The sequence below is a fragment of the Pseudanabaena sp. Chao 1811 genome (assembly GCF_027942295.1).
GTDB lineage: Bacteria > Cyanobacteriota > Cyanobacteriia > Pseudanabaenales > Pseudanabaenaceae > Pseudanabaena.
In genome coordinates, this window is the sequence record NZ_CP101416.1 from 3277940 (window position 1) to 3296186 (window position 18247).

Here is an 18247-nt window from a genome sequence, read left to right on the forward strand (position 1 = left end):
CTTGTAATTAGTTCAAATTTTTATGCTGTAAGAGAAATAGTGCAAAGCACTGTTTCTCTTACCATTTAGCTAGCTAGTGATGCATAAATTGCCTGATTGAAAATCACCCGCCCAGGGGTAGTTTTGACATACTGCGAAATCAATCCACCTTCAGCATCTTCACGAATACGGCGGAATGGAAATTCCTTAACCTTAGTCCCATCCTCTAAAATCGTAACCTTAGGTTCTTCGCTGTCTTTCTCTTCACCCTGACCTTCGATAATGCCTTCAAAACGTACCCATACACTGGAATGAATATCGATTTCCTTCTGTTCGTATGCCATCACCACATCATTGAAATTGGCGAAGTAACGTCCTTCACCCCTCTGGGTATAGGGATTTTCGGTAGTGAGATAGTAACAGCCTAAAACCATATCTTGGCTAGGTGTGACGATCGGACGACCCGTTGCAGGCGAAAGGATGTTGTTAGAAGCCAGCATTAGTAACCGTGCTTCAGCCTGTGCCTCAATAGATAAAGGTACGTGAACCGCCATTTGGTCACCGTCAAAGTCGGCGTTAAAGGCGGGACATACAAGGGGATGCAATTGAATCGCACGACCACTAACTAGCAAGGGTTCAAAGGCTTGAATACCTAAACGGTGAAGCGTTGGAGCGCGGTTCAGCATTACGGGATGTTCGCGGATCACATCTTCGAGTACGTCCCACACGGCTGGATCATTACGTTGAATTAGCTTTTTCGCAGCCTTGATATTATTCACCAAGCCTGTTTTGATCAAGCGATGAATTACAAAGGGTTGGAATAGCTCGATCGCCATTTCCTTGGGCAGACCACATTGGTGAATCTTCAGGTTAGGACCAACGACGATAACCGAACGTCCAGAATAGTCAACCCGTTTACCAAGTAAGTTCTGACGGAAACGACCTTGCTTACCTTCGATAATGTCTGATAAAGACTTAAGGGGACGATTATTTGCACCCACTACCGTCCGACCACGACGACCGTTATCGATCAAGGCATCTACGGCTTCTTGCAGCATCCGCTTTTCGTTACGGACAATGATTTCAGGAGCGAGAATTTCCTGTAAACGCGCCAGACGATTGTTACGGTTGATCACACGACGATAGAGGTCGTTCAAGTCGCTAGTAGCGAAACGTCCACCGTCCAACTGCACCATTGGGCGCAGGTCGGGCGGAATTACAGGAATGACATCGAGTACCATCCAGTCAGGCTTCGAGCCAGTCGCCACAAAGTTATCAACCACACGCAGACGCTTGATTAATTTGGCGCGTTTTTGACCCTTGGAGTTTTCAATATCAGTACGCAGACGCTCAGCTTCTTTTTCCAGATTGATATTTTGCAATAATTGCTTAATTGCTTCAGCGCCAATACCAACTTCAATACCATCCAAGACAGGATCTTCAGCATAGATTTGATCCTCAAGATCGATCCATTGATCCTCAGAAAGTAATTGCTTGTAAGAGAGATTGTAGGCACTAGCGATCGCCTCACCCGCTTCAACCACCTGATTCTCATGCACCGTTGGTACATGCTTCGGATGTAACAAGTGAGCACGTTCTACACCATCAATACCCCGAATCCGAATCTCACGGCTATTGACGGATACAACAACCCCATCTACCTCAGTTTCAATACCAGGATTGAGGACAACGTAGGCGTTAAAGTAAACAATTTGCTCGACATCACGCAAAGGCATATCCAGCAGGGTTGCCATATAACTAGGAATACCCTTGAGATACCATACATGGGTAACTGAAGCGGCTAGCTTAATGAAGCCCATGCGGTGACGGCGTACTCGCGACTCCGTAACTTCTACACCGCAGCGTTCGCAAACAATACCACGGTGGCGCACACGCTTATATTTGCCACAATGACATTCCCAGTCCTTAGCAGGTCCAAAAATTCTTTCACAGAACAAGCCATCCATTTCTGGCTTGAGTGTGCGGTAGTTAATTGTTTCAGGTTTTGTGACTTCACCAACCAAACTGCCATTTGGTAGAACACGTTCGCCCCATTTACGAATGCGATCGGGTGATGCCAAGCCAATCTTGACATAGTCAAATCGCTGTTCCACTTTCGCCATACGTTACAACGTCCTTAGTAAATTGTTTAAGTAAATTACTTACTTTTATTGATGAATTTTTGGGCTATTAGCCATTAGCTATTAGCCATTAGCTTTTTTTCGCGATCAAATTCAATTAATTTTGGAACTATTAGCAATTAGCTATTAGCTTTAATTTTGGATATCCAAACAGCTAACAGCTAACAGCTAATTGCTAATAGCTAAAAACTAATCATCATCCTCATCAAAGTTAATGTCGCCTCGATAGATTGACTCGTAGGTTGGGCGACTAGGGGTGCGGCGAGAGCCAACATCCACCATTAGATCAACTTCGGTATCTTGGTTACTGCCATCTTCTGATAGTTTATGAACTGACACATCTAAGCAGAGAGACTGAAGTTCGCGTACCAATACCTTGAAGGATTCAGGTGTACCAGGACGAGGAATTGCATGACCTTTAACGATCGCATTGAGGGCTTCGTTACGTCCCGTCATATCGTCAGACTTGACCGTGAGCAATTCTTGGAGAATATAGGCAGCACCGAAGGCTTCCAACGCCCATACTTCCATTTCTCCGAAGCGCTGACCACCCTGCTGGGCTTTACCACCGAGAGGTTGTTGGGTAACTAGAGAGTAAGGACCAGTAGAACGCGCATGGATCTTGTCATCGACAAGGTGAACTAGTTTCAGCATATATGCTTTACCAACGGTCACAGGCTGATCGAAGGGTTCGCCAGTGCGTCCGTCATAGACGGTCAATTTACCGGGGAATCCATCATTAAAGATCCAGTCCTTGCCAGTGTGATTACGGGCATGTTCTAGCTGACCATGTACCAACTCACGGGATGCTTCTTCGCCATACATTTCATCGAAAGGTACGATCTTAAAACGAGCATTCAAGTTTTCCGCAGCCCAACCGAGCAAGCATTCAAACACTTGTCCAACGTTCATCCGTGAAGGCACACCCAGAGGGTTCAACACGATGTCGAGGGGAGTGCCATCGGGCAAGAAAGGCATATCTTCCTTCGGTAAAATGCGGGAAATAATGCCCTTGTTACCGTGACGACCTGCCATCTTGTCGCCGACTTGGATCTTGCGTTTTTGAGCGACATAAACACGGACGACCATGTTTGCTCCAGGGGGTAATTCATCGCCTTGTTCGCGAGTAAATACGCGCACATCAACGACCCGACCCTTTTCACCGTTTGGTACGCGCAAAGAGTTATCACGGACATCACGAGCTTTTTCACCGAAAATTGCTCTTAACAGTTTTTCTTCAGGAGGCTGATCGGATTCACCCTTCGGTGTGACTTTACCGACAAGGATTTCACCAGAACTTACCCAAGCACCAATGCGGATAATGCCCTGTTCATCAAGGTTACGCAGAGAGTCTTCCCCAACGTTTGGAATTTCGCGAGTGATTTCTTCAGGACCTAATTTAGTTTGACGCGCTTCAATTTCGTATTTTTCAACGTGAATTGAGGTGTAAACATCATCAATTACGAGACGCTCATTAATTAGGATTGCGTCTTCGTAGTTGTAGCCTTCCCAAGGCATATAGGCAACGAGGATGTTCTGACCAAGAGCAATTTCACCACCTTCGGTTGCCGAGCCATCAGCTAGCACTTGTCCAGCGACAACACTATCACCGACCCAAACGAGAGGACGCTGATTTAAGCAAGTGTCTTGGTTCGATCGCTGATACTTTTGCAGACGGTAGATGCTCTCGATACCCGTATCATCGGCTCTGACGCGAATTTCATCGGCAGAAACATAGGATACTTCACCTGTAACTCGCGAGACGATCACCATCCCTGAGTCACGGGCTGCCTGTGCTTCCAGACCAGTACCAACTAGGGGACGCTCAGGACGCAAGAGGGGAACTGCTTGGCGTTGCATGTTTGATCCCATCAGCGCACGGTTAGCATCATCATGTTCTAAGAAAGGAATCAGTGATGTTGCCACTGAGATGATCTGTACTGGCGAAACCGCCACATAATCAATTTCTTCAGGAGAAGCTGTACCCCATTCTTGACGATAGCGAATTGGGACAATTTCGTTAAAAATGTAACCTTCTTCGTTAGTTGCTACGTCACCGGGAGCTACTCGGAATTCATCTTCCTCATCGGCTGTCATGTAGATCGGTTCTTGGTTTTTCAGTACCTTGCCGTTCTCGACTGCATAGTAAGGAGTCTCGATGAACCCATACTGATTAACACGGGCGTGGGTAGCCAAGGAGCCGATCAGCCCTGCGTTAGGACCTTCAGGAGTTTCAATGGGGCAGATGCGACCATAGTGGCTAGGGTGAATATCCCGTACCGCAAAGCCTGCACGTTCACGGGTCAGACCACCTGGACCAAGGGCGCTGAGACGACGCTTGTGGGTAAGCTCAGCGAGAGGATTGGTTTGATCCATAAACTGCGAAAGTTGGCTGGAACCAAAGAATTCCTTGATTGCAGCAACTAGGGGCTTAGGGTTGACCAAGGATGCAGGCGTAAGGGCATCAACATCAGAAACAGTCATCCGTTCACGGATGATTCTTTCAAGACGATTTAAGCCTACACGAACTTGGTTTTGCAGCAATTCACCAACGGAACGCACGCGACGGTTGCCTAAGTGGTCAATGTCGTCGATTTCGCCGATATCAAACTTGAGGTTAATCAAGTAATTGATTGCGGTGAGAATATCCTTCTCAGTCAATACCCGCACTGAATCAGGGGTATTTAGGCGCAGTTTTTTGTTGAGTTTGTAACGTCCAACTTTGCCGAGGTCATAGCGCTTAGGATCGAAAAAACGCGATCGCAGTAGTTCACGACCACCAGACTCAGTAGGTGGCTCACCGGGACGCAGCTTGCGATAAAGCTCTTTGAGGGCTTCGTCTTCGTCAAACTGACCTTCTTTATCAATGGTCTTTTGGAAATACTCACGGTGAGTAAGCGCGTCAAGAATTTCGGCATCGCTTAAGCCGATTGCTTTGAGCAATACCTGAGCAGAAAGCTTACGGGTTTTGTCGATACGCACCCAGACAAGATCATTCTTGTCAGTTTCAAACTTCAGCCATGCGCCTCGGTTAGGGATGAGGCTGGCGTTGTAGGTACGGCGACCGTTTTTGTCGATTTCTTGTTTGTAATAAACCCCAGGGCTACGGACGATCTGATTGACGATGACTCGCTCAGCGCCGTTGATAATAAAGGTTCCACGATCTGTCATCAGGGGCAGATCGCCAATAAAAACTTCTTGCTCTTTTATTTCTCCTGTTTCTTTATTAATAAGCCTCGTGGGAACGTACATCTGTACGGCATAGGTGGCATCCCGACGTTTGGACTCATCAACACTATATTTTGGACGCTTGAGTTTATAATCTTTGGCAATAAAATGGAGTTCCATTTTGCCCGTATAATCTGTAATCGGTGAGAAACTCTCAAGCTCTTCAATAAGTCCTTCTTCTAGGAACCATCGAAAACTCTCCCGCTGGATTTCTACAAGATCTGGTAGAACGAAGGCAGGAGTAACAAGAGTAGGCTTATTCATGCACTAATGACTGCAGTTTTAGTGGGCGGAGTATATGTCTGATTTTGAGTCAAGACATAAGCACATTATCGTAACGTGGTTGCGATCCGATTGTCAAGCTATTTTGACGCTTTACTAAATGAGTCAACACAAAAAAAGAGGAAGTGCAGTGCGCTTCCTCTTTTAGTCTAAAAATAGTCTAAAAGATTTTAGTCAGAAGGAGGGCTGACTTGCTCTTTGAAAGACTTGCCAGCGGAGAATGCTGGGACTTTGGTAGCGGGGATTTCCATCTTTTCGCCTGTCTTAGGGTTGCGACCTTCACGGGCTTTGCGATCGCGAGCTTCAAAAGAACCGAAGCCAACCAAAGTTACTTTGTCTCCGCTAGCTACAGTATCGATGATTACTTCAAGCGTTGCTGAGAGAACTTCGTCGGCAGTCTTTTTGTTGACTGTTACGCCTTTCTCTGCTGCCTTTTTAGCAATAGCATCAACTAGTTCACCTTTGTTCATAGGTTTCCCCTTAATATATAGAAGATTTGTGAGTATGAGTTTAATGTCAAAGAAATATTTGTGCGATCGCTTTTAGTGAAAGCCGCACTGACTATGACTTCTGTTTGATCATTCTAATAGCAACTTGCCACTTGTGTATATACACAACGGTTAATTTATAGGGATTTGAGCAGTTTTTTTTGATTACTTATTGCCATAATTCTTGTTCGGAGCGCTCAAACCCTTTCAGACAAATGGTTTCAGGTCTTGGTGTTTATCGTCAATCAGTGTAACCCAGACAGGGTAAGCACTTCACAAAAGTTCAAATTTTTATGGCAAATTTCTAAATTGTGGCAACTTGCCCCACCGAAAGGAAAGGATTTATTGTGGTAAGGATGGGCGGCGCGAAGCGCCGCCCATCCTTACCTATTTAGCACTACTGAGATTCATGTGTTTGTGGAGGTGTGTTCCAAAGAGTTATTCTTTCATGAATCCTTTAGGATTGCTGCGTATATCTAAATTTGGAAGTAATTTGCGTTCCTTTCGGTAGATTGTCTTCGCTTTGTTGGCTATGATTCAAAATTCTGGGTTTTGATCGAGATAGTATTGTGAATACTTCTTATCATCTTCGCAATCAAACTTTGCATTCCATTCACTATTCTCGAAAATAAGTTTACAACTCTATAAATAAATATGCAGTCATCCACGCCAGCTAGTACCAATGAGCTAAACCGTCAGTCTCCCCTCATAATTGCGCCATTTTTTCTTTGGGGAACGGCGATGGTCGTGATGAAGGCTTTGTTGCCTCAAACTAGTCCCATGTTTATGGCAGCAGTAAGATTACTTCCTGCGGGGTTGTTACTGATTTTGGGTGGGGCTTATTTTGGCAGAAATCAGCCTAAAGGTTGGCAAGCGTGGTTATGGATTAGCTTATTTGCCTTGGTTGATGGCACTATGTTTCAAGGCTTTTTAGCGCAGGGTTTGGTACGTACCAATGCGGGACTTGGTTCATTATTAATTGACTCACAGCCTCTAGCGGTTGCAGTACTAGCGTCGGTTTTATATAAAGAGAAAATTGGTATTGGCGCAACCCTTGGTTTATTAGTGGGAGTAATTGGTATTGGCTTAATTGGTTTGCCGTCGGAGCTTATGACAGCATTGTTGGCTGGCGACTTTGCCACAATTTTAGAGGCGGGAGTGTTTACCCTTGGTGAGTGGTTTATGCTCGGTGCATCCTTGTCAATGGCGATCGGCACAATTTTAATTAGACCTGTAGTGCGCTATGCCGATCCAGTCATGGCGACAGGTTGGCACATGGTGATTGGTGGTTTACCTTTATTACTCATTTCTAACCAGATCGAGCAGAATCAATGGCAAGCTGTCACTTCTTGGGGATGGCTAGGCATGGCTTATATGGCGATTATGGGTAGTGCGATCGCCTATGGGTTATTTTTCTTTTTTGCCTCATCAGGAAGTTTGACTACCTTAAGCGCCCTGACATTCTCGACACCAGTATTTGCCCTGATGTTTAGCAGTCTCTTTCTTGGTGAAAACTTGACTTTAGTGCAATGGATCGGTGTGATTTTGACGCTAACGAGTATTTATCTTGTCAGTGTCCGTGGCTCAGAATCAGTTAGCAGTGAAGTAAATTCTGAATCGGAAACAATGACGGAAGCTAAAATTTTGACTGCGGCTGAGCAAGTGGCGGTTAGTTCTGCTGTGCCAATTTTGCAACAACCTGTTAATGAGTCCCTAATCAATGAACGTCAGTTTGATGAACGCGGAAAATGGTAATAAGTGCTTGCCATTTCTTACCATTTTTCGCCATTTGTGCCATATGAAATTCTCGCCGCAGTTAAGAATAACGCGAGTTCGGGATAGTTTGAAACAGGCTTTGAGAGAGGGTTTGCGTAGCAAACCCTCTCTCAAAGCCCCAAAATAAAAGCCTTGCTTAGCAAGGCTTTTATTTTGGGCTTTTAAAATTTGTCAGCTTAACCCAAACTGACGTTAAGAATAAGAAACTGGGCTTAATCACTATATTTTTGTTGAAAGTTTAGAAAAGCAGCATCTTCAACACAATATATTTTTTTATTTTAATTAAAGTATCTCATCTTGATATATTTGAGAATTTTAAGCAGTTGCTTAAACTGATACTTTGTGCGATTTCTATGGATCGAATCAAACCCAAATATCTGCAATCGCTTTACGATCTCAAGGCAGTTTTGATGAAGGTGTTTTTAACCTTTGCTGTTTTAGCGATCGCAGGAATATGGTGGATAGAAGGATTGGAATCACATATAAATCCGATAGATCACATTGCTTACCCAAGCATGATTGCAGTATTTGGTATCAGTGCCTTCTGGTTGCATCTAAAGCCCAAAAGCCTAAGAAAAGTTGAGTATATTACCTTTACTACTTTTGCTACCTACTGCTTTGTTAATTTTCAAGCAATGCTTTTTGGTCTACCTTTGTTTATTGTCGATCTATATAGCGTCGCCACGTTCTTACAATGGCTACCGATGGTCTATATATCAGCATTCATTATGCTGGAAATTCGCAATGCTATTATCGCTTCAGGATTGTTTTATTCATCCTTAGTCATCTCCATTATTTTGTACAGGAGCGTTCAGTATGTTCCTGATTTAGCATTAAATAAAATATATCTAACAGCAATGGTGGTCTGTTTTGCTCATCCAATTTATATCTTAATGCTTTTAGGAATAGCTCTTTTAAAAGAACAACTTGTGCAAATAAAGAATCAGGCTGAAAATATGTCAGTTGCTGCAACAACCGACTACCTCACAGGTCTTACAAATCGAAGATTTGCTGCTCAATCCCTCGATCACTTACTTGAACTAGCAAAAACAGAAAATTCTCATCTAACGTTATTTGTATTAGATATTGATCATTTTAAGGAAGTTAACGACTCTTTTGGTCATGATGTCGGCGATCGCGTACTGATCTGTCTTGCCAATTTTTTGCGTCATAATCTTCGTGATTCCGACATATTAGGAAGATGGGGCGGCGAAGAATTTATCATAATTTTACAGAAAACCGATTTGCAGACAGCTTGTCATCTAGCCGAGCGTCTATACGAACGAAATTCTGAATGGGTCTACGAAAAAGTTGGTCATGTGACGTTTAGTATTGGTATTGCCACACCAAGACCAGATGATACAACCGACTCATTGTTTAAACGTGCAGATGCTTCTCTTTATCAGGCTAAACAGAATGGGCGCAATCGCTTTGAGATCGCAGTTTAAGTAACGGTAAAAGATAATGTGCTGTGCTTAACATGACACATCATCACATTTAAATCATTAAAAATAATCAGCTCAATTAAATTCATGCCCACTTTATATACTGCAATTACCAATCATGGCTTTGGTCATGCGACGCGCACTGCGGCTGTCCTTGCTGATCTGCAACAGCGATCGCCTGATATTAAGTTAATTATTGCGACGACGGCTCCACGTTGGTTATTGGAGGAATATATCGCAGGTGATTTTATTTACCATCAACGAGTGTTTGATGTGGGTGTAATCCAGATTGATAGTTTGGTTACTGATCAAGAAGCAACCTTTGCGGCATGGCAAACAATTTATGAGCAACAGGCAGACTTGATCACTGAAGAAGTGAAATTTTTGCAAGAGAATAAGGTTGATTTGATTTTTGGAGATATCCCTCCCATGCTGACGGAAATTGCTAAAGCAGCGAAGATTCCTTGCTGGATGGCAGGCAACTTTGGCTGGGACTTTATCTATCGAGATTGGGGTGGTAAGTATGCAGAACTTGCCGATCGCCTATCGGAAACCTACAGCCATTGCGATCGCTTATTTCGCTTACCCTTTGCGGAACCCATGACTAGTTTCCCCAATATTCAAAATGTGGGACTAACTGGCGCAAAACCTAACCATTCCCCTAAATATTTACGTGAGAAATTTAATTTAGACAGCGATCGCCCCACGGCTCTACTCACCTTTGGAGGGTTGAGTTTGCAATCGATTCCCTATCAAAATCTCGCCAAGTTTCCCGAATGGCAATTTATCACCTTTGATCGAGGTGCTCCTGACCTACCAAATTTGACTAAAGCCAATTGCGATCGCCTTCGTCCTGTGGATCTAATGGTGGTATGCGATCGCGTCGTCACGAAACCGGGGTATGGCACATTAGCGGAAGCTCTGCGTGTTGGGGTTCCTGTTGTTTGTCTGACCCGTGAAGGATTTTTAGAGGCTGAGACTTTAATAGCTGGAGTAAAGAACTACTCAGAACATTTGATTATTTCTCCCCAAGAGTTTTATGAAGGTGATTGGTCATTTCTCAATGAGACCTGCCTCCCTCCAGATTTAGCAGAGGCAAAACAGCTAGATATGCACGGAGAAGAAACTATTAATCAGGCGATTTTGGACTATTTCGCCTAAACTAAGAACTACCCAAGTTGTATCTCTACCTAATGAATTAAATTTGCCGAGTCATTTATGACTTGCCTGTTTTGATACACTTGGGATCGATCGCCAGCGTAAAATCAAAATCTCTGTCGCTGTGGAATCGACAAACTATGGAAATCGATCAATGCTACCAACTCTTCGGTTTGACATCTAATGCGACCTTAGAAGATGTCAACAAGGCTTATAAAGCGCTGGCTATGCAATGGCATCCCGATCGCATCCCCAGAGAGAATGTGCAACTGCAACTACAAGCACAGGAAAAACTCAAAGAAATTAACCATGCAAGGGATAGCTTGCGAAAAGCTGCTGAGCAGAAAGCATCAGGTTCACAAAGATATTCGCATCAAAATAAACAAACTCATCAACATCAAACGAAATATCACAGTAAATACCAAAGTGCTTCTCAAGGCTATGCTCAACAAAAAGCAGCAGACCGTACTTCAGATCGCACTTCGGAACGCACTTCGGAACGTTATTACTCCTATCAATCGCGATCGCAATCTCAGTCCTATCAACCCTATCAGTCTTACCAAGCACGTCAGCAAACCAGTAAACATACCCCTGAGCCGTTCCAACATAATCCATCATCAGAGCCACAACAGCGTCCTAAAACAACGGATCTCACTGGGGCAGATTTTCGTGGGGCAAATTTACGCGAAAAATATCTTGAAGGGAGGAATCTCAGCTATGCCAATCTTAGTAATGCTGACTTAACCGATGCATTTCTCCACCGTGTCAACTTTCAAGGGGCAAATCTGCAAGGGGCAAATCTATTTAGAGCGAATCTATTTCAAGCTAATCTCCAAAATGCGGATCTACGCGGAGCTAACTTAATTGGTGCAGACCTAAGTGGCGCAGACTTAAGTGGTGCAAACCTGACTGGAGCAAAGGTAGGTTTTGGCGAAAAAATAATGGTCAAGCTGACCAATGTTAATCTCAAGGGAGCGACTATGCCCAATGGGTCTATCTATAGCTAAATTAAAAGCCTGTGGCACACACATATGCAGAGTGTGTGTGCCACAGGCTTTTAATTAACGCGAGTTCGATAACGCCATTTGCGCGGCGCGAAGCGCCGCGCAAATGGCAGAAAATGGTAAAAATCGCTTAGCGATTTTTACCATTTTCTGCCTTCGTCGAATTGACGTTTAATTATGCCCAACAAAATAAAAATAGCGGGCATCGCCAGTTTTTAGTTAGCAATCCACGCTATAGAGGAATTATCCGAGACATTAAATAATCGTAGCAACCAGCTAATTGACTCAACATCCGCAAAATTGCTGGACTTACTGGAAAAATCTCTCTAGATGGAGATCATCTGTCATATCAGTGGGCTTTTCGCGACTTGACCTGTATTTTCGCGATCGCCCACTGAAGATTACTCATATAGCGTATACCAATCTAGTGAAGTACAGAGCCTCTGTACTTCACTAGATTGAAAAGTGTCACATGACTCAATGGTTATAGAAATTTCCAAAATGGCAATGTCGTTTTGGAAATTTCTATAACCATACATAAAATCCTTTGAAATCCCTAAAATTTAAGATTGATTTAATATTGTGAACTCCATTTAAATTAGTGATTAATCGAGTAGTCACAAATCAGAAAGACTCAATTAGCGTAAACCTTGAATATATATAGATTGTAAGCAATATATATCAATAATTAAAAAGCGGTTGAATATGATAACGAAAGGTATGTTTAACAAGTTTTAACTGAAGTTTGAGACCAAATTGGACAAGGTTAATTTTATATCTTTCTAAAGGATGATTTATGATCCCCACTAATATCGTAGTTTAAAACAACAGCAATTATACTTAAATGCTTTTTAGCCTTATGTATAATTCCTGCCAAATAAAAATAGCTTGATTTAATCCTAAATTTTTATTTTAAATCATCCTATTTTTGGGCTTTAAAACAAATGTTTTCTCATCAGCTATATCTCATTTGTTACTTAACGAACATCTTTGTTTCATAATATATAAATACATGTCCAGAATATCTACACTATGGGCGATTTCTTTGATTTCGCTAATTTCTAGTGTCTCACCATCAATATTTGCGACTGAAATTGTTGATAACAAAATCAATTATGATCTCAATGAAATTTATCCAGACAACCCATCGATAAATTCCCACTTGATTCGTAACATATCCAAGGAAACACAACCTAAATATGTCATTGAGTTTCAAGCAAAGTCATCTAGTAAATGGATAATTAGCATAAATCGGCAATCTATATTTTGGGTTAAAGATTTGCCTAGTGCGGCGATCGCTACAACTAAACTTGCCATAATTCTCAACTCGCCAGATTTTGATCCCAACCAGATTGAGCCTTTGGTAGTAGGAGGAGAATATATTGGCAAATATAAAGATACGGTCTTATTTCGTATCCCTAAATCAGATGTTTTAAACCCTTCTCTAAACTTAACCCAATGGATTAATAACCTCAGGGTTGCGGTTGGGGCAGAGCCAATGACGCTAGTGGAAGCACAAAAGCAAATGTATCAATTGGCAGTTACTAACGAAAAAATTGATGGTATCGCTTCTTGGTATGGTCCCTATTTTCAAGGCAGACAGACCGCGTCGGGTGAGCAGTTTGAACAACAGGATTTCACAGCTGCCCATCCCAGTCTCCCCTTTGATACCTATCTCAAAGTTACTAACCAACAAAATGGGCGGTCAGTGGTAGTAAGAATTAATGATCGTGGTCCCTATGTTGGTGAGCGTAATCTTGACTTATCCCATGCTGCTGCGATCGCTTTGAACAGTGATGAAGTTGGCGTTGTACCGATTACCGCAACAGTACTTTCCCCATTGAGATAAAAGATAAAAGAGCGGCGCATTGCGCCGCTCTTTTATCTGAGATTTTCAGTGCGAGTCCCGATATCTAGAAACTGAATTAGTTTGACAGGATCGGCATTAAACATAAAAGCTCTTGCGTCGGGAGCTATCTTATAACCTTCTTTTTCGGCTGCTTTTTGAGCGGCATAGGGCAGAGGGCTTGATAGCTCAAACATTAAACGCGCATAGGGATCGCTCAATACTTCTACCGTATTAGGGAAAGACACTGGCTGGGTATATTCTGCGGAAAGATGGATGTTATAAAGTAAAACAGAACCGTCGGAAGTACACAACTTTTTGAGATTCATCGCTTCTTCCGTAGGATTGCCATCGGTAGATTCACCATCGGTAATATTGATAATCGTTGGTGGGTAGCTATTGGGATGTTTTTCAATCCAATCTTCTAAAAGGATACGTGCCATTGCAAACACGCTACACATTGCTGTACCACCACTTGCCACTGGCTTAAACCAAATTGGGAAGTCGTTATACACTTCGACCAAACCACCCATCCCATCGGGTAATTTTTGAGCACGTTTTTCTAGTTCGGTCGGATTTTCGTAGATCTTTCCAATCGGAGCAATCACTTGATCGCCAGTAACACCATTGAGGGCTGAGGCAACTTCGCTGTTGTATCCGATTACGCCCACATCAAAATAATCGTAAATCTCGTTCCCTTTAACACATCGTTGTCCAAGGGAGTCAAGCAAACGATTGACCGCATCGGCAACTGCCTGCGCCTTTTGAATAGATTCACTCGTTTTGTGCAAGCTTTCATTTGCTCCTTTGGCTGTCCCCTTGCTTGCACTTTCGCTAGAAAATGCGTCTGCCATCGATCCTGATTGATCGATTAAGAAGAGAAAACAACTAGGTTGGCGACGACTGATCTCTGCTGAGTAAGGCATATTAAACTTACCCGATTCCTTATTTGTAGTATGTCTCAAGAATTAAACTCAGTCTAGCAAAGGTAAGCTCAATAAACGTTTCCCCAACGAAAATTCAGCTATTTATCCTAAGCGATCGCTTCTATAGCTGTTGCCATTATTGTGAGGACATAAAGCCCAAATAGTGTAAGGTGTCGCTTCGCGCCACCTTACACTATTTGGGCTTTGATTTGTCCTGATACAGTTGACTACAGCTATATATAGCAGACTAATCCTAACTGCATCGCGAACATCTAAGGTTCATTACGAAGGGCTAAATACCTTGTTTTCCTATCAATGATTAAGTATTGCTATTTCTTTCTAAGCATTATGGCGATTGCTTCTATTTTGTTAGTTATTATGATTAGGATAGGCAGTGCGAAGCTATACCCATCTTAATGTTATAACTATACAATTCTTAACCTATGTCATCCGTCAGTCTCAACAAGATACTTCTAAAAGGAGAAGTATTGTCCTTATTGAGAGGATTAATTACTACAATGACTTCTCCCATAATGATTCAAGATCACAAAGGGAAAGTTTTAGTTTCAGACCTTGGCATAGACAAAGCTAATGAACAAACTCTTGAGTTTTCTAGTTCCACCAGTGATGACAGTAACAGGGAACAATCCCTAAAAGTTCCTGTTTTGCTGGAGGAAGAATTATTAGGTTGGGTAATTGGAACTAAACAGGTTGAGCAGGTTGCAAACTTTTTAAATTACATAGTCAAACGCGAATTTGAACGTAAGACCCTTGCTGCCGATGCCTTAGATAAATATCGTGAGATTAGTTTGCTCTATACGATCTCCAGTAAAATGTCTAGCTGTCTAGATGTGCAAGAGATTGGGACTCTGGTAATTGAAGAAGCTAGTCGGCTGATTAAAAGTACTAGCGCATCAGTGATGGTGCATAACCCACAAAATAATTCTCTTGAAATAGTCTCTGCCAAGGGAACAGCCGAAGAACTTAAATATAGTCCAATGGGTGCGAATGAAGGAATTGCTGGACATGTCTTTGCTACTGGTAAACCAGAGTTAGTCAATGATGCTACTCAAGATCCTCGCTATGCTGTCAATGAGACTGAATCCTACGCGATTATTTGTGTACCAATTCTGACGAAGGATCGCACCATAGGGGTTGTGAATATTAGTAATTCTGAGCCTATTAACTATACATCTCAAGATCTTAAGTTATTTACGGCGTTAGTCACTCAAGCCTCTGGAGCGATCGAGAATGCGCTTCTCCATGAAAATAAATTACGGGAAGAGAGAATCAAAAACAATTTAGAACGATATTTATCACCACAGGTTGCACAAGCTGTTATTAATCAAGCTGATCAGGTCTCTCTAACTACCAGCAAGCGTAGAATTGCGATGTTGTTTTCTGATATTCGTAATTTCACAACTAAGTGCGAAGAGTTAGAACCAGAAGATTTAGTTGCTTATCTTAATGAGTATTTTACCCAAATGGTGGATGTAATTTTTAATCATCAAGGAACGGTGAATAAATTTGTAGGTGACATGATTGTGGCGATGTTTGGCGCACCTTCAGCGATCTCTGATCGTGAATATTGGGCGATCGCGGCGGCAATTAATATGCAGAAACGTATCAGAGAAATACCAATTGCTTGGATTCGTGAGAACTTCATTACAGGGATTGGCATCAGCTCTGGGGATGTAATTGTCGGTAATATTGGTTCGCCTCAACATATGGATTACACGGCGATCGGTGATGAGATGAATATTGCTTCACGCTTGCAGGGATTGGCACAGGGAGGACAAATCCTAGTGACGCGAAGTGTGTATGAGGCAACCCAAGCTAACTTTCAATTTAGAGAGTTTGGAACTTTACCTGTAAAAGGCAAAAAGAATCTAGTGGAAATCTTTGAAGTGATCTACTGATTAGAGACAGACAGGAAAATAATGAGCCGACTTTTGGTGGCGTGGCGAAGCCACGCCACCAAAAGTCGGCTCATTATTAAATGCTAGAACCCTTACCTCACCACAAATCAAATTACCTCGTCCATAAACAGATGGGTTAACTAGTAAATGTGGTACTTCATGCCACTTTTACTAAGTAGCTAGGCGTAATTAAATATAAAACCCAAGAAACTGTGGCGCACGCGCAGCGTGCGCCACAGCTTTTGACTCTGGATTTTAATTATGCTCAGCTACTTAGTAGATTATTTTGGCGCAAAGCTCTGTAGGTGATACATTAGTTTTGAGAAACCTCAAAGTCTTTTAAAATGTCTAAAAAGCTATTAATCGTTGATGATGAGCCTCATATCCGTTTGCTATTAGAGCAGACCTTAGAAGAGTTAGAGGACTATGATGTAGAGCTATTAACTGCAACTAATGGGTTAGAAGCACTAGAAACGATTCAGCGTGAAAAGCCGAATTTGGTCTTCTTGGATGTGATGATGCCTAAAATGAATGGCTATGAAGTTTGCCAAACCGTTAAAGGCGACCCTAGTTTAAGTGATGTCTATATCATCATGTTGACTGCCAAGGGACAAGAATTTGATCGTGATCGTGGTAAGGATGTCGGGGCAGATATTTATATGACTAAGCCCTTTGATCCTGATGAAATATTGGAAAAATCCTGTGAAATTCTAGGAATAGAAGCTTAAATGAGCGTAAATCTGACCTGTAAGTTAAGTGATCGCCATCTCGATAGCAATCAAGGCAACAGTCAGCGCCAATTAGCGATCGCGGTGTCAGCTATTAGCGGCGTTGGCATCAATAATGCACCGCTAAATTTATGCCTTGTTTTAGATCATAGTGGCTCCATGGGGGGGCAGCCATTGGACACTGTAAAACGAGCAGCTCGCGACCTAGTTGATCAGATGTATCCCCAAGATCGGATTAGTGTCGTAGGTTTTGACCACAAAGCTAAGGTGGTCGTCGAGAATCAACCCGTCGAGCGTATCGAATCGATTAAAGAAAAAATTCAATCTCTCAAAGCATCAGGGGGAACCTGTATTGACGATGGTATTAAACTGGGCTTACAGGAAACTAGCAAGGGAAAAGATGGCACTATTAGCCAGATTTTTGTGCTAACTGATGGCGAAAATGAGCATGGTGATAATGAACGTTGTTTTCAGTTTTCGCGCTTAGCTACTGAATACAACATGACCCTACATAGCCTTGGTTTTGGGGATAGTTGGAATCAAGATGTACTAGAACGTATTGCTGATGCTGGTGGTGGTGCTATGGCATATATTCCATCACCTGAGGCGGCGGGGGCAGAATTTCAAAAGTTATTGAAGCGTGTCCAAGCGATCGGGCTAACCAATGCCCACTTAATCTTGCAGCTTGCCCCCCATGTTAGGCTTGCAGAATTAAAACCGATCGCTCAAGTTGCCCCTGATACAATCGAATTACCCTATCAAACTGAAGGAGATGCCATTATTGTCAGACTCGGTGATCTGATGACCGATGTGGAGCGAGTAGTACTGTTTAATCTCTACATCAGTCCTGCTAGTTACATTGCCAGTTATCCTGATCAATCCGAAATTCCACTCTTGACTGCTCAAGTCCGTTATGACATTCCCTCACTTGCTCAAATTAATTCACTATCACCATCAGTGGCGATCGCCGCCGAGCTAGTCAAAGACTTTACGCCACAGGTTGATCCCCAAGTCCAAAATCATGTATTAGCTTTAGCGAAATATCGGCAAACCCAACTTGCAGAGCAAAAACTGCAAGAAGGCGATCGGGCTGGTGCAGCAACAATGTTACAGTCTGCGGCAAAAACGGCTTTGCAAATGGGTGATCATAATGCTTCGACGATCTTGCAAAATAACGCTACCCGCCTACAAGAAGGCACATTTCTCAGTGAATCGGAGCGCAAGAAAACCCGCATCGCTTCCAAAACTGTTCTGCAAGCACCGACGAATCCTTAAATGCAGGAATTACGTCACTGTAATCTCGAAATGTCTATGTTTTCTATCTTAA

General features: G+C 42.7%; 12 protein-coding genes. 8 read left to right on the plus strand and 4 right to left on the minus strand.

The window, feature by feature from the left end; genetic code table 11:
- Positions 1-65 precede the first annotated feature (65 nt).
- The 3 genes from rpoC1 to NMG48_RS15105 form a co-directional block, all read right to left on the minus strand.
- The gene (rpoC1, locus tag NMG48_RS15095) at positions 66-2102 is read right to left on the minus strand and encodes a DNA-directed RNA polymerase subunit gamma (protein WP_126387370.1); all 2037 of its coding nucleotides are present in this window, start codon (positions 2100-2102) and stop codon (positions 66-68) included.
- 207 nt (positions 2103-2309) lie between these two features.
- On the minus strand, positions 2310-5612 hold the full coding sequence (gene rpoB / locus NMG48_RS15100; RefSeq protein WP_271252314.1) for a DNA-directed RNA polymerase subunit beta: 3303 nt from the start codon (positions 5610-5612) through the stop codon (positions 2310-2312).
- A 188-nt stretch (positions 5613-5800) separates the two neighbouring features.
- Entirely contained in the window at positions 5801-6100 is a 300-nt protein-coding gene (locus NMG48_RS15105) for an HU family DNA-binding protein (protein ID WP_126387368.1), read from the minus strand.
- A gap of 672 nt (positions 6101-6772) precedes the next feature.
- Between NMG48_RS15105 and NMG48_RS15110 the strand changes: the two genes are divergently transcribed.
- The 5 genes from NMG48_RS15110 (at position 6773) to NMG48_RS15130 (ending at position 13350) form a co-directional block, all read left to right on the plus strand.
- The gene (locus NMG48_RS15110; protein WP_271252315.1) at positions 6773-7873 is read left to right on the plus strand and encodes a DMT family transporter; all 1101 of its coding nucleotides are present in this window, start codon (positions 6773-6775) and stop codon (positions 7871-7873) included.
- 374 nt (positions 7874-8247) lie between these two features.
- The gene (locus tag NMG48_RS15115) at positions 8248-9342 is read left to right on the plus strand and encodes a GGDEF domain-containing protein (RefSeq protein ID WP_271252316.1); all 1095 of its coding nucleotides are present in this window, start codon (positions 8248-8250) and stop codon (positions 9340-9342) included.
- A gap of 84 nt (positions 9343-9426) precedes the next feature.
- Positions 9427-10500: a glycosyl transferase gene (locus NMG48_RS15120; RefSeq protein ID WP_271252317.1), complete on the plus strand. Its 1074-nt coding sequence runs from the start codon at positions 9427-9429 to the stop codon at positions 10498-10500.
- A 137-nt stretch (positions 10501-10637) separates the two neighbouring features.
- Positions 10638-11504: a pentapeptide repeat-containing protein gene (locus NMG48_RS15125; RefSeq protein WP_271252318.1), complete on the plus strand. Its 867-nt coding sequence runs from the start codon at positions 10638-10640 to the stop codon at positions 11502-11504.
- A gap of 1009 nt (positions 11505-12513) precedes the next feature.
- Positions 12514-13350, plus strand: a complete 837-nt coding sequence (locus tag NMG48_RS15130; RefSeq protein ID WP_271252319.1) for a septal ring lytic transglycosylase RlpA family protein — start codon at positions 12514-12516, stop codon at positions 13348-13350.
- 32 nt (positions 13351-13382) lie between these two features.
- Here NMG48_RS15130 and NMG48_RS15135 read toward each other — a convergent pair whose 3' ends face one another.
- Positions 13383-14312: a vWA domain-containing protein gene (locus NMG48_RS15135; RefSeq protein WP_271252320.1), complete on the minus strand. Its 930-nt coding sequence runs from the start codon at positions 14310-14312 to the stop codon at positions 13383-13385.
- A 479-nt stretch (positions 14313-14791) separates the two neighbouring features.
- On the opposite strand from NMG48_RS15135, the gene NMG48_RS15140 reads away from it, so the two are divergent.
- From NMG48_RS15140 to NMG48_RS15150, 3 genes are all read left to right on the plus strand, one after another.
- Positions 14792-16192 carry an adenylate/guanylate cyclase domain-containing protein gene (locus NMG48_RS15140; RefSeq protein ID WP_271252321.1) on the plus strand — a complete coding sequence of 467 codons (1401 nt, stop codon included), beginning with the start codon at positions 14792-14794 and terminating at the stop codon, positions 16190-16192.
- A 344-nt stretch (positions 16193-16536) separates the two neighbouring features.
- Positions 16537-16920: a response regulator transcription factor gene (locus NMG48_RS15145; protein ID WP_126387361.1), complete on the plus strand. Its 384-nt coding sequence runs from the start codon at positions 16537-16539 to the stop codon at positions 16918-16920.
- Entirely contained in the window at positions 16921-18195 is a 1275-nt protein-coding gene (locus NMG48_RS15150) for a vWA domain-containing protein (RefSeq protein ID WP_271252322.1), read from the plus strand.
- Positions 18196-18247: the final 52 nt, after the last annotated feature.